This window comes from Chryseobacterium sp. R2A-55 (genome assembly GCF_021401085.1).
Taxonomy (GTDB): domain Bacteria; phylum Bacteroidota; class Bacteroidia; order Flavobacteriales; family Weeksellaceae; genus Kaistella.
Genome location: NZ_JACBFP010000001.1, coordinates 97,294 through 109,601 on the forward strand (window position 1 = coordinate 97,294; position 12,308 = coordinate 109,601).

Consider the following 12,308-nt stretch of genomic DNA (forward strand, 5'->3'; position numbering starts at 1 on the left):
TGAGCATTTGCAAAATTAAGGTTGCTGAAAACCCATAACAAATTAATGATGGTAAACCGGGAGTCGAACCCAAAAATGAAATTCAACACCACAATCCCACCGATAATAAGAAGCATTCTTTTGTGCTTCAGCACGTATTTTCTTACCACACCCATTTAGCAACAACCTGAATCTGGCGAACAGCATTCTTCTCCTTTCTCCCCATAAACTGTGATGCTGAAAATTCTGGTATCCGAATTTTTATACTGTTGGATCTCATCTTCATTCAGGTAATTTTTCAAGATATCATCAGGAACGATGATTGGTTTTTCTTTCTGAAGAACGATATTTTTAAAGCCTGAATTTTCGATAATTTCCAGATAATCAGACTTCTGAATTGCACTTGCCACACAACCGGCGTACATTTCTGCAGCGGTAATTATTTTTTCCGGAAGTTCTCCTACTAAAACAATGTCGGAAATCGAAAAATGTCCGTTCGGTTTCAAAATCCTGTACACTTCACCAAAGGCTTTTTGTTTGTCGGGAACCAGATTCATCACACAATTGCTTACCACAACATCTGCAACATTGCTGGTCATAGGAATTTTCTCGATATCGCCCTGTCTGAATTCCACATTATTAAAGCCCAGTTTTTCGGCATTCATCCTGGCTTTGTCAATCATTGCTTCAGTAAAATCGATCCCGATTACTTTTCCGGTATCTCCGGTTTCAGCGCGGGCTACAAAGCAGTCGTTTCCGGCGCCGCTTCCCAGGTCGACCACAATATCGCCTTTTTTGATTTTGGCAAAATTCGTGGGAAGTCCACAACCTAAACCCAAATCCGCATCGGGATTGTAGCCTTTCAGTTCATCATATTCTTCGCTCATGATGTTGTACACTTCAGTGCTGCAACCACCCGCTCCGCAGCAGGAAGAAGTGTTGGTTTCTTTGTCCTGTAAAGCAATTTCAGAATATTTTTGCTTCACCATTTCTTTAATTTGTTCGTTGGTTTCCATAATATTTGGGTTTAATAATTGCAGTATGCAAAAAATGGGTTTTGATTTTAAAAATGGGTCATTTATTCTAACAACACAATCCTCCGTTTTGCTGATGAATTTTCTGAAAAAGGCCATTCACGAAATGCTCCAGTTTTCTTAAGTTTTCCGGATTAATGCAGTAGCAAATGGATTTACCATCAATTTCGCCCTGGATGATTCCCGCATTTTTCAATTCCTTTAAATGTTGAGAAACAGTGGGTTGTGCCAGTTTCACCTCATCCACAATATCATTGCAGATACAGGAATCAACAGATAGCAAATATTCGATAATCGCTATTCTAGCCGGATGAGCCAGTGCTTTCAAGAAGGTAGCGATTTCATTTTGTTCCTGTGTAAAGTTTTCGGTTTTCGTTACTCCCATTTTATCTGTCTTTAAAAATTACAAAAGCATTAAATTCTAATATTTTTATATTGCAATATTACGATATTGAATTAACAAATTCGTTTCGCAACTGTTAATTTTAGTTAAAGTCAATCAATTTTATAATAAGTACCTGATTATCCATAACATTATTTTTCTTCATAAAGATGAAAATAGAAAATATGGGTCTTTAAATTGAATACAAATTAACATAATTAACATTTTTTTAACAATCTGTTTTTTTAATCTTGATGAAAAAAACTTTTTCTGAAAAATCAACTGACGACACTTTTCTGGGATTATGAAACATGTCGGTGCTCCGTTAATAGTAATGAACTTCTGCAACAAAAAGAAACTGCTTAAAAGAAATAGCCTCCAAAGAATCAGCGGGTTTCCTTCAAGCCAATCAGTACAGGTTGATTGGTTGGGACCCGGAATCGAAACATGACTTAAAAATGCAACTGAAAGATTCCCACGAAACTATGTTGAAAAGTTTAGAGCGTATGTTCTTCAAAGACGTGGAAAAAATTTCGCGACATTTGGTTTTTGTGGATCCACGACCAATATTTCACTGAAAAAAATCCATCAATGAACTGGATTTATTCATCACAAAATTGCAGAAAAGCCAGCATTTCCGGTTTAAGAAAATATCAGAATACCCTGAAATCAAAAGGGTTCTGAACTAACTTGGAAACCAAAGCTGTTATTCAGAATGGTTTTCCCCAAAAAAATCGCACGGAATTTTTCCCCTAAATTTCCGTAAATTTGCTGGTTGAATTTTACCATGGCTACAAGTACAGAAATAGATATTAAAAAACAGATCTTCGTAAAGAATGCACATCTTAACAATCTGAAAAACATTGATGTTCTAATTCCAAAAAACAAGCTCATCGTGATCACGGGAGTTTCAGGAAGCGGAAAATCATCTCTGGCTTTCGACACCATATATGCGGAAGGACAGAGAAGATATGTGGAAAGTTTAAGTTCGTATGCGCGGCAGTTTTTAGGAAAATTAGAAAAACCAAAAATCGACGATATTAAAGGTTTGGCTCCTTCCATCGCGATTCAGCAGAAAGTGATATCGTCGAATCCACGTTCCACCGTAGGAACTTCCACTGAGATTTACGATTATCTGAAACTCCTGTTTGCGAGAGTTGGAAGGACCTTTTCCCCCATTTCAGGCGAAGAAGTGAAGAAGGATTCCGTTTCAGACGTCATCGATTTCATTAAAGAAAATGAAGGAAAGACTTTCCTGTTGCGATCACCGCTCCAATTTGTAGTTTCGAAATTTCCGGAACTTATGAAAACTTTGAAACTTTCGGGTTTCACAAGACTGGAAGTGAATGGAAACGTGGCTGGAATAGAGGATTTGGAAAGCTTCGGTTTCTTGCCGGAAAAAGAAATGGAAATCCAACTGGTGATTGACCGGTTCAGCTATCAAGAAGATGAAAGTTTCCTGCAAAGATTGGCGGATTCCATACAAATGGCTTTCTACGAGGGTCGTGGATATTGTTCCTTAAAAAATACCGAAACTGGAAAAATCAAGGAATTTTCAAACAAATTTGAACTGGACGGAATTGAATTTTTGGAGCCCAATGTTCATTTCTTCAGTTTTAATAATCCTTACGGCGCATGTCCGGAATGTGAAGGTTACGGAAAAATAATCGGAATTGATGAAGATTTGGTGATTCCCAATAAGAACCATTCGGTTTTTGAAGATGCAGTGGCTTCATGGAAAGGAGAATCGATGAGGGAATGGAAACGTGCGTTCATCAAAAAAGTCGGCAATGAATTCCCGATTCACAAACCTTATTTCCAATTGACGAAAGAACAGAAAACCCTTTTGTGGAAAGGTGATGGAACGAAAGATTTCCCTTCCATCAATGCTTTTTTCAAGATGTTGGAAGAGAATCTATACAAAATCCAGTACCGCGTAATGCTTTCCAGGTATCGGGGGAAAACACTTTGTCCGACTTGCGAAGGATTGCGACTTCGCGAGGAAACTTCGTGGGTGAAAATTGACGGACATCATATCCAGTCGTTGATTGAACTCCCACTGGATGAGCTCTTGCCATTAATAAAATCCCTGAAGCTCAACCAACACGATGCAGAAATTGCGAAACGGTTGCTTTATGAAATCACGACACGACTGGAGTTTTTGGAAAAAGTTGGTTTGGGTTATTTAACTTTAAACAGAACCTCGAACACGCTTTCCGGCGGCGAAAGCCAAAGGATTAATTTGGCCACTTCGCTAGGAAGTTCGCTTGTTGGCTCCATCTATATTTTGGATGAACCTTCGATTGGTCTTCATTCTAGGGATACCGAGAATTTAATTGAAGTATTGAAAAACCTCCGTGATTTGGGAAATACGGTAATAGTGGTGGAGCATGATGAAGACGTGATGAAAGCAGCGGATTACATCATCGATATTGGTCCGGAAGCAGGATATCTCGGAGGAGAGCTGGTTTTTGCCGGAAATTTTGAAGAACTGAAAAATGCCGACACCTTAACTTCGAAATATTTGACGGGAAAACAGGAAATAAAAGTTCCAGGTGAGCGAAGAAAACCGAAAGACTGGATTCATATTAAAGGAGCCCGGCAAAACAACCTCAAAAATATCGACGTGGATATACCGGTGCAAATGCTGGTAGTGATTTCAGGCGTTTCAGGAAGTGGAAAATCAACTTTGATGAAAGAAATTCTGACCACCGAGATTCAGATTCAACTCGGAATGGGTGGAAAAAAAGGAGATTATGATTCCGTGGAATTCCCAAAAAAATACATTAAAAACATTGAGCTTATCGACCAAAATCCGATTGGAAAATCGTCCCGCTCCAATCCAGTGACCTATTTGAAGGCATATGACGACATCCGCGATTTGTATTCCAAACAAAAATCAGCACAAGTGATGGGCTTAAAACCAAAACATTTCTCGTTCAACGTAGATGGCGGAAGATGTGACGATTGCAAAGGCGAAGGTGTGATCAATGTATCCATGCAGTTTATGGCAGACATTGAGCTGGAATGTGAAACCTGCCACGGAACCCGTTTTAAGAATGAAATTCTGGATGTGAAATTCGACGAAAAAAACATATCAGACATTCTGCATATGACCGTGGATGAGGCAATTCAGTTTTTCAGCGACAACGACGAGGAAAAAATAGTAACCAAATTAAAACCACTTCAGGAAGTAGGTTTAGGATATCTGCAACTGGGTCAAAGTTCATCCACCCTTTCCGGCGGAGAAGCACAAAGAGTGAAACTCGCATCGTTTTTAGTGAAAGGGGTGACCAATGAGAAAACGCTCTTCATTTTTGACGAACCCTCTACTGGTCTCCATTTCCATGACATCAATAAACTGCTGAAATCATTGCAGCAATTGATTGAACTCGGACACTCGGTGATCGTCATCGAACATCAACCAGACATCATCAAATCTGCTGACTGGATCATCGATATTGGTCCGGAAGCTGGAAAAAACGGTGGTCAAGTAGTTTTCTCAGGAACACCGGAAAATTTGGTGAAAGAGAGCAAATCACACACGGCAAGATTTTTGGTAGATAAACTGAACGGCTCGGAATAAATATTGGGTGAAAACCCACCTAATCAATTCTTTTTCAAAATTTTAGGAAATTAAAGTGGATTCCAATTAATCTTTATTAATTTTGATAAAAATTAATCATGAAAACATTTTACCAAACTCTTTCCAAGAGACAGCAGCAGATTTTTGACATTTCCGTGCAGCTTTTTTATGAGAACGGATTTGCTGAAACTTCAGTTCGAGATATCGCCGAAAAGCTCAATATTATGGCGGCAAGTCTCTATTCTCATATTTCTTCGAAAGAACAAATTTTGGAATGGATTGCCAAAAACTATGTGGGATTATTAGAGGCGGAACTCGTTGATTTTAACTCAAAAGAGAGAAGTTTTGAAAACCAGATGCGGTTTATGATCCGCCAAAATATCACCTTGATCGGGAAAAACCTGGAAATGGCTGAAATATTCCGCAGATACTTCAATTCGATTTCGAAAGAAACAAAAGAACGCTACAACAGATTCATAGAGGCATATGCGCATCACTTATCCGATGCATTGAAACACTTCCAGATTGATAAAAAGCTGGATCTGGATGCTGGTTTAATTGCCAAATTCCTGATGTATAATATGAATTACGCCTATAAATGGACCCCTGAAAATTACAAATCAGAACAAATTATTGATTTCTTTGAAAATAAATTACTGCAAAAACTGTTAAGCATCAAATTATCTCCCTGAAAATCAAAGTTATCCACAAAAAAATGTGGATAAGTAGTGAATTTTAACATTCAGTTCATCTTTGCTATGGTTTTTTCCCCTATATTTACGTTAGAAATAAGATTGATGTGAAAACCATTTTCTTTTCTGAGTCTGGAAACAGAACTAAAATACTTAATATAAAAATTTAAGAGAAGTGTTGTCGACTTCTCTTTTTTGTTGTTGTTCAATTAAAAAATGAGATGTTTATCTATTCAGTCCGTTCCTAAAGAGCGGGCTGTTTTTGTCCTTTACCTCGCCCTGAATCCACCTCCGAAAGAGTGCAGTTCATCGCTGGTAACAAAAGTTATTGATTTGTTGAACACCGCAGATTCTAAAAGATTTTACTTTTTATTTTCATAAATTTGCACTCCTGGTCCCATAGTTCAACGGATAGAATAGAAGTTTCCTAAACTTTAGATCCAAGTTCGATTCTTGGTGGGATCACTTTACCAAAAGAAACCAGATGAACAAAGATACATCTGGTTTTTTTGTACAATTCAAGGACTACCTTATATTTTTTCCGTCCACTATAATTCTTGCGTCACGGTTTGCCAGTTCCCAAGCAGTGGAGAAAACCAATTGAGCTCTTTTTTTCAGAAGTTCATAATCGATTTTTTCAGGATCATCAGTAGGTTGATGGTAATCTTCGTGGATTCCGTCAAAATAAAAAGCGACCGGAATATTGTTTTTTGCAAAATTGTAATGATCCGAACGGTAGTATAATCTTTGCGGATCTTTTGGATCGTCATATTTGTAGTTCAACTCCATTTTCGTGTTGGAAGAGTTGGCTTTCTCGTTGATTTTTTTCAGTTCCGAAGAAAGCATTTCCGAACCGATTACGTACACATAATCTTTTCCGCAATTATCTTTGTCACATCTCCCGATCATATCGATATTCAAATTGGCAACGGTATTGGCCAATGGAAAAACTGGATTTTCTGAATAATATTTTGAGCCCAGAAGTCCGTGTTCTTCGCCAGTTACATGAAGAAACAACACAGAACGTTTTGGGGAATTTCCCTTTTTTTTCGCCATTTGAAATGCTTCTGCAATTTCCAGCAAGGCCACCGTTCCACTGCCGTCGTCGTCCGCACCATTATAGATTACGCCATCTTTCATTCCCACGTGGTCATAATGTGCTGAAATCACGATAATCTCATCCGGCTTTTCAGTTCCTTCGATGAATGCCAGAATGTTTTCGGATTCGGGCAAATCTCCCCTCCTGCTTTTCAATGCTTCTTTCGGCACCGTCTGATAAAAGGAACTCATGGTTTTCGGATGTGAGATCCCCATTTTTTCATACTGCGAAATCAGGTATTTCCCCGCTTTTTTCTGGCCTTCACTTCCGGTGTCTCTTCCCTGCATTTCATCGGAAGCCACAATGTACAGATGGGTTTTCAACTCGTTTGCCGTAATGGAGTTATAGGAATTTTTAAAAGTGGAGCCACTGTAAGTAAGGTTTGTGGCACAACTTGTCATTAAAATAGCCGAAAAAATCGGAATCAAAAACTTCTTCATATCATTATTTTGGTGGCTAAAAATAGGAATTTTATTTAACAAAAGTCTGAACATTTATCGCTAAATTTGACTATGATTAAAAGAAAACATTCGGGTTCCGATCTGACCATTTTTTCGGAAATGACGGCTTTAGCGCTAAAAAATTTTGCGGTCAACCTTTCGCAGGGATTTCCGGATTTCGAAATTGATGGGCGTTTAAAATCATTTTTAGCAAATGCCACCCAACAAGATTTCAACCAATATGCACCGATGTCCGGAAATCCGTTACTGGTAGAAAACCTCATCGAATTCAATGCAAAAAGAAAGTTTCCAATTACTTTGGCCAAAGAAAATATTACCATTTCGCCGGGTGCGAGTTATGGAATTTTCACAGCATTGGCGGCGATTCTTCAGTTTGGCGATGAAGTCATCGTTTTGGAACCGTGTTATGATTCTTACGTTCCCTCAATTGAAATCAATGGCGGAACTCCAGTTTTTGTGGGCATGACCGAAGATTTTGAGATTGATTTTGAAGCATTAAAAAATTCCATCAATCACCGAACAAGGGCGATTATCATAAATTCTCCACATAATCCTTCGGGAAAAGTTTTAAAGGAAGAAGATTTCCATAGATTGGCCGCACTCATCGAAGGAAGCCAAATAATTTTGATTTCCGATGAAGTTTACGATTTGCTGACCTATGACGGTCATGAATTTTACAGCGCGTTTAATCATCCCAAACTCAAAGATCAAAGTCTGTCCATCTTTTCTTTTGGGAAAATGTTTCACGCAACCGGATGGAAAATCGGCTACGTTTTAGGGTCGGAAGAACTCACCGCAGCTTACCGGCGCATTCACCAATATCTGGGTTTCAGCGTAAATTCCCCTGCTCAACAAGCTTTGGCGAACTATTTGGAAGTTTTCGATGTGGAAGAAAACCGGAAACTTTTGCAGCAAAAGAGGGATTTCTTTTTGGAAGCCTTTAATGGTTTACCGTTTACCGTCCGCCAAAAAGCAGAAGCGGGCTATTTCCAGATTCTCGGATTTGAAAACATTTCAGAATTAGCCGACAAAGATTTTGCGGTCTGGCTTACCGAAAACGCGAAAGTGACTTCCATTCCGGTTTCAGCATTTTTTCAGAATGTGAATGATACCAAATCCGTGCGTTTTTGCTTCGCCAAAAAGGAAGAAACGGTTTTGCGGGCTGCAGAAAAACTGAAGGACTTCTTTAAGTAAATCCAGAAAAAATTCCGCACTTTGATTTGAACGGAATTTTTATTTTGGTCTAAAATTTTAATGCTGCATTTTCTCAGGATCGTCGTAGTTCACCATCCAGTGGATGCCGAATTTATCGGTCCACATTCCAAAATACGCGCCCCAGAATGTTTCTGCCAAAGGCATCGTAATTTTTCCTCCTGCCGAAAGTCCATTAAAAATCCGATCTGCTTCCTCTTTGGAATCTGTGTTCACCGAAAGGGAAATATTGTTTCCTGCGACATGGTTTGAAGCCCATTCGCCACCAGTATCGGAACCCATCAAAATCGTTTCCTGAGAAATCGGAAGTGAGACGTGCATGATTTTGTCTTTGTCTGCTTCTGCAACCTGTTTTCCGTCCTCAGAAGGTGGCATATCTCCGAAATGGCCGATATATGGGAATTCCCCGCCAAAAACTGATTTGTAGAAATTGAATGCTTCTTCACAGTTACCGTTGAAAGTCAGGTATGCGTTTACTTGTGCCATAATATTTTTTGTCTAAAGTTTAAAGTTTCAGGTTTAAAGCTGTTTGATATAATTTGATTTTTTTTGAAGCCTGTCTGCCGACAGGTAGATTTAAAGTTTGAAGTTTGAAGTTTTAGGTCCATCTGCGGACATCTAATTTTAAAAATCCCTCCAAAATAAATTCCTCTCTGGTCTGTGCTCTTTCCTTTTTTCTCAATGTTCTATGTCCTCAAATTCAGCTCCATCTTGATATTACCTCTTTCATAGGGAACTTCTCCCAACGAAACTTCGCGGAAACCAAATTTCTCATACATCGTCAAAGCGGGGATTAAACTTCGGTTAGAAATCAAAATCAGTTTTTTCAGTCCCAGTTTTTTAGCTTCCTCGATGCAGCGGTTCATAAATAGGCTTCCGATTCCATGGCCTTTGAAGTCTTCTGTAACTGCCATTTTCGCCACTTCGTATTCGCCCTGTTCATTTAGCAATGATGCAGTTCCCACTATTTTGTCATCGGCTTTTGCGAAGAAAATCCTTCCGCCTTTGTCCAAAATCTCAGTTTCCGGATTGGAAAGCTGATGTTCGTCAAATGGTTCTACCGCAAAATATTTTTGCAGCCATTCCACATTCAGCATTTTGAAATCATCTCGGTATTGCGGTTCAAATTCTATGATTTGAATTTCCATGGGGTTTAAATTTTAACGGTGTTGATCAATCAGGATTGAATTTCCATCAGGATCTTTTAACAGGAGATACTCCGGTCCTTTGGTTTTTTCATCTGCTTCACGATCCAGTTTTACATTTTCAGATTTCAAATTTTTCTGGATTTCCCGGACGTCCGTGAATTGTTCCAAATTCCTTGCATTCTGGTCCCATCCTGGATTAAAAGTAAGGGTGTTGCCTTCGATAAAGCCTTCAAATAATCCGATCACGGTATTTCCATTTTTTAGAACCACCCATTTTTGGTCGATGTTTCCATTTTTATAAGTAAAGCCCAATTTTTGGTAAAACTCCACAGACTTTTTGATGTCCTTAACCTTTAAGCTCATAGAGAAAGCGCCCAATTCCAGATGGTTACTTTTTGGCGTTTCCGAATTTTGAGCATAGCTGAAAGCGCTGAACATCAGTAATACTACAACTATCCTGTTCATTAATATTTATTCATTTTTAAGATTTGTTCGGTAAGTCAGTTTTCCATCGTAACTCGTCCAATCACCGATAAATTCAATGAACTGGCTGTCGATTTTTTCGGTTTTGCGGTCCCAATTGAAGGTGTAGATAAATTTTCCCTTCAAAGTTCCGGTGTGTTTTCCATTGGGTTCTTCGGCAAAATCATATTCGCCGAAAACCACATTTCTCTTGGTTCCGTTTTTGTATTTGGTGATCATGATTTTCCCCTCAAATTTGGAATAATTGCGGTCCACCAAAGTATAACCCGCCACAAAATACTGCTGGTCGTTTTTTTTGTCCTGCTCAGAAATATTGATTTTCATCTTCATCTCCGTTTTATTGTTGCCAATAGTTCCGGCATAAGGTTTCGAATTATTTAGCCAAACATTCTCTATATTAGGCATCTGCGAAAATGCCAGATTTCCTAACATTAGAAAGAGAAACAGAATTTTTTTCATAGGTTATTGTTTCAAGATGATATGTTGTTGCAGATGATTACTCTGATCAATTTCCGATGTTATTTCGGGCTTGCTACACTCCGAATTGGGAAAGATGATGGTTCAAATGTTTTGCGAGCATATTATTCCATTCCGCTGCGCTGAGTTTTCCAAAGGAGTGGGAAATTTTTCCGTCAAATGCTTCACTTCCCAACTGCTGGGTTTTTTGGATAAAGCCGATCAATCGTCTTTTCTCTTCCTCAAAATCCCTGTTTCCTTTGATGATAAACATAGGTCCGGTGGGAATATTTTGCCGGTACGGGATTTCGTTCACCGTTTTGGATTTCACAAAGTTCTTCAGCAGAAATCCAGCGATCATCCCAGGTTTTGGATGTTTGGCGGGTTCATAAATCATTTCGTAGGCCACGTTCAAGTGAGCCAGAACCTGATCCACGGTCATTTTGCCCCATTTTCTTTGAGTTTCGGGAGTGAGCTTGTTGATTCGGTCGATATAGTTTTGAGCGGTTTTGGCATCGAAAACATTTTCCATAGTTTAACTTTTTGAAGTAAAACAAAATTAAGTGTTTTTTTAATGAAAAGCCCACTTATTTTTTAGAATCCGGGAAATCAACACCTTTTAAAACCTGATTTAAAAAAACCAAAATGGGCACAGAAGATCTATTCTTTAAATTTTTCAAAAAAAAATGAAGCAATATCTGCAATTCCATCTAAGTCTTAAATTCTTTAAATTATTGCATAAAATGCACAACACGTATTTTCATTAAACACAAAGGAATTACGCTTTATTTGACAAAAAATCAGCATATAAACAAATTTGATTTGTGATTTGGTGGTTTGGATGAATTATGTATATTTGGGAGTTGGCAGTAATTTTATTAACAATTTCACTTTCAACAGGGAAATAAGCTGAACAGACACCCTAAAACAGTAGTAAGCGTTAATTTAATTATAAAAAAATATGACAAAAAAAGTAAAGTTAGCAATTGCGATTTTAGCAACTATTACAAGCATGAATCTAAATGCTCAAAAAAAAGCAACAACAAACTCTACAACACCAACTGCTGAAAGTAAGTCCACCAAACCAACAAAAAAAGAAACTATGGACTGGATTGGAGGAAAAATGAAAGAATATCTAGTCGCTCCAAGAGAGTTTGTTTCATACGATAATGGAATATTAACTTATAAAATAGCCTCTTCAGTACCTAAACAACTTGGAGCAGGAAGAATAGAGGTAATTTATGTAAATACTTTGGACTTGAATAAACTTACAGGTATGAGCGAAGAATATGCTTCCGATTTTTATATTTATGGGAAAAATTTACTTAAAGTTAATTGGACAGTTAATGGAAAACCCGATAATCAAAGTGACGAATATGTATCAATTAGTGGTCCGAATTATAATGATTACCCTGCTCCGTTTGGATTTAAAATGGATAAAATTTTAGTAGAGAGATTGAGAAAAGCATTTGCCACACTAATGGAGTATAATTCAACACAAAAAGAAGCTGACGAAAAGTTTTAATTTTCATAATTTATGGAAAGGAAAACTTCTGGCCACAAGCGTACCCACTGCACAACCACTATTTCCTTTCAGTAAATTTCCAAACTGCATGAAAACCCACCTCTTTCAAAGTAATTTAAAGAGGTTTTTTTGTGGGGTAAAGTTGGTGCGGACTTTTCTGTATCTTAAACCGAAGTTATATTAGCAAATGTTCATTTTCTACTTTTCAGACATTCAAAAATGGAAGCTGGAAAAATAGCAGCAAAATTGAA

General features: G+C 38.1%; 12 protein-coding genes and 1 tRNA gene. 5 read left to right on the forward strand and 8 right to left on the reverse strand.

Features of this window, described 5'->3' with window-relative positions; all coding sequences use genetic code 11:
- Positions 1 to 155: 155 nt before the first annotated feature.
- Both L0951_RS00435 and L0951_RS00440 read right to left on the reverse strand, forming a co-directional pair.
- Complete coding sequence (locus L0951_RS00435; RefSeq protein ID WP_234108572.1) at positions 156 to 995, reverse strand: arsenite methyltransferase; 840 nt, start codon at positions 993 to 995, stop codon at positions 156 to 158.
- A 67-nt stretch (positions 996 to 1,062) separates the two neighbouring features.
- The gene (locus L0951_RS00440; RefSeq protein WP_234108575.1) at positions 1,063 to 1,398 is read right to left on the reverse strand and encodes an ArsR/SmtB family transcription factor; all 336 of its coding nucleotides are present in this window, start codon (positions 1,396 to 1,398) and stop codon (positions 1,063 to 1,065) included.
- 784 nt (positions 1,399 to 2,182) lie between these two features.
- On the opposite strand from L0951_RS00440, the gene uvrA reads away from it, so the two are divergent.
- The 3 genes from uvrA (at position 2,183) to L0951_RS00455 (ending at position 6,138) form a co-directional block, all read left to right on the forward strand.
- Entirely contained in the window at positions 2,183 to 4,981 is a 2,799-nt protein-coding gene (gene uvrA, locus L0951_RS00445; RefSeq protein ID WP_234108576.1) for an excinuclease ABC subunit UvrA, read from the forward strand.
- Positions 4,982 to 5,079: 98 nt separating this feature from the next.
- A complete protein-coding gene (locus tag L0951_RS00450) occupies positions 5,080 to 5,673 on the forward strand; it encodes a TetR/AcrR family transcriptional regulator (protein ID WP_234108578.1) in 594 nt (197 codons plus the stop codon).
- A 393-nt stretch (positions 5,674 to 6,066) separates the two neighbouring features.
- Positions 6,067 to 6,138 (forward strand) — tRNA-Arg (locus L0951_RS00455).
- A gap of 60 nt (positions 6,139 to 6,198) precedes the next feature.
- On the opposite strand, the gene L0951_RS00460 is transcribed toward L0951_RS00455, so the two are convergent.
- Positions 6,199 to 7,212, reverse strand: coding sequence for a M28 family metallopeptidase (locus L0951_RS00460; protein WP_234108580.1), 1,014 nt, complete (start codon positions 7,210 to 7,212; stop codon positions 6,199 to 6,201).
- 72 nt (positions 7,213 to 7,284) lie between these two features.
- Between L0951_RS00460 and L0951_RS00465 the strand changes: the two genes are divergently transcribed.
- Positions 7,285 to 8,427, forward strand: a complete 1,143-nt coding sequence (locus L0951_RS00465; RefSeq protein WP_234108586.1) for a methionine aminotransferase — start codon at positions 7,285 to 7,287, stop codon at positions 8,425 to 8,427.
- Between the two features lie 57 nt (positions 8,428 to 8,484).
- On the opposite strand, the gene L0951_RS00470 is transcribed toward L0951_RS00465, so the two are convergent.
- The 5 genes from L0951_RS00470 to L0951_RS00490 all read right to left on the reverse strand — a co-directional run bounded on the left by L0951_RS00470 (position 8,485) and on the right by L0951_RS00490 (position 11,064).
- Positions 8,485 to 8,931: a VOC family protein gene (locus L0951_RS00470; protein ID WP_234108587.1), complete on the reverse strand. Its 447-nt coding sequence runs from the start codon at positions 8,929 to 8,931 to the stop codon at positions 8,485 to 8,487.
- A 200-nt stretch (positions 8,932 to 9,131) separates the two neighbouring features.
- Positions 9,132 to 9,593 carry a GNAT family N-acetyltransferase gene (locus tag L0951_RS00475; protein WP_234108588.1) on the reverse strand — a complete coding sequence of 154 codons (462 nt, stop codon included), beginning with the start codon at positions 9,591 to 9,593 and terminating at the stop codon, positions 9,132 to 9,134.
- A gap of 12 nt (positions 9,594 to 9,605) precedes the next feature.
- Positions 9,606 to 10,058, reverse strand: coding sequence for a VOC family protein (locus L0951_RS00480; RefSeq protein WP_317207185.1), 453 nt, complete (start codon positions 10,056 to 10,058; stop codon positions 9,606 to 9,608).
- Positions 10,059 to 10,064: 6 nt separating this feature from the next.
- A complete protein-coding gene (locus tag L0951_RS00485; protein ID WP_234108589.1) occupies positions 10,065 to 10,535 on the reverse strand; it encodes a hypothetical protein in 471 nt (156 codons plus the stop codon).
- Positions 10,536 to 10,608: 73 nt separating this feature from the next.
- The gene (locus L0951_RS00490) at positions 10,609 to 11,064 is read right to left on the reverse strand and encodes a DUF1569 domain-containing protein (RefSeq protein ID WP_234108590.1); all 456 of its coding nucleotides are present in this window, start codon (positions 11,062 to 11,064) and stop codon (positions 10,609 to 10,611) included.
- A gap of 429 nt (positions 11,065 to 11,493) precedes the next feature.
- On the opposite strand from L0951_RS00490, the gene L0951_RS00495 reads away from it, so the two are divergent.
- Positions 11,494 to 12,057, forward strand: coding sequence for a hypothetical protein (locus L0951_RS00495; RefSeq protein ID WP_234108593.1), 564 nt, complete (start codon positions 11,494 to 11,496; stop codon positions 12,055 to 12,057).
- Positions 12,058 to 12,308: the final 251 nt, after the last annotated feature.

Coding starts and splice junctions, on each gene's coding strand:
- L0951_RS00435 (WP_234108572.1), bottom strand. CDS start 995: ATGGAAACCAACGAACAAATTAAAGAAATGGTGAAGCAAAAATATTCT.
- L0951_RS00440 (WP_234108575.1), bottom strand. CDS start 1,398: ATGGGAGTAACGAAAACCGAAAACTTTACACAGGAACAAAATGAAATC.
- uvrA (WP_234108576.1), top strand. CDS start 2,183: ATGGCTACAAGTACAGAAATAGATATTAAAAAACAGATCTTCGTAAAG.
- L0951_RS00450 (WP_234108578.1), top strand. CDS start 5,080: ATGAAAACATTTTACCAAACTCTTTCCAAGAGACAGCAGCAGATTTTT.
- L0951_RS00460 (WP_234108580.1), bottom strand. CDS start 7,212: ATGAAGAAGTTTTTGATTCCGATTTTTTCGGCTATTTTAATGACAAGT.
- L0951_RS00465 (WP_234108586.1), top strand. CDS start 7,285: ATGATTAAAAGAAAACATTCGGGTTCCGATCTGACCATTTTTTCGGAA.
- L0951_RS00470 (WP_234108587.1), bottom strand. CDS start 8,931: ATGGCACAAGTAAACGCATACCTGACTTTCAACGGTAACTGTGAAGAA.
- L0951_RS00475 (WP_234108588.1), bottom strand. CDS start 9,593: ATGGAAATTCAAATCATAGAATTTGAACCGCAATACCGAGATGATTTC.
- L0951_RS00480 (WP_317207185.1), bottom strand. CDS start 10,058: ATGAACAGGATAGTTGTAGTATTACTGATGTTCAGCGCTTTCAGCTAT.
- L0951_RS00485 (WP_234108589.1), bottom strand. CDS start 10,535: ATGAAAAAAATTCTGTTTCTCTTTCTAATGTTAGGAAATCTGGCATTT.
- L0951_RS00490 (WP_234108590.1), bottom strand. CDS start 11,064: ATGGAAAATGTTTTCGATGCCAAAACCGCTCAAAACTATATCGACCGA.
- L0951_RS00495 (WP_234108593.1), top strand. CDS start 11,494: ATGACAAAAAAAGTAAAGTTAGCAATTGCGATTTTAGCAACTATTACA.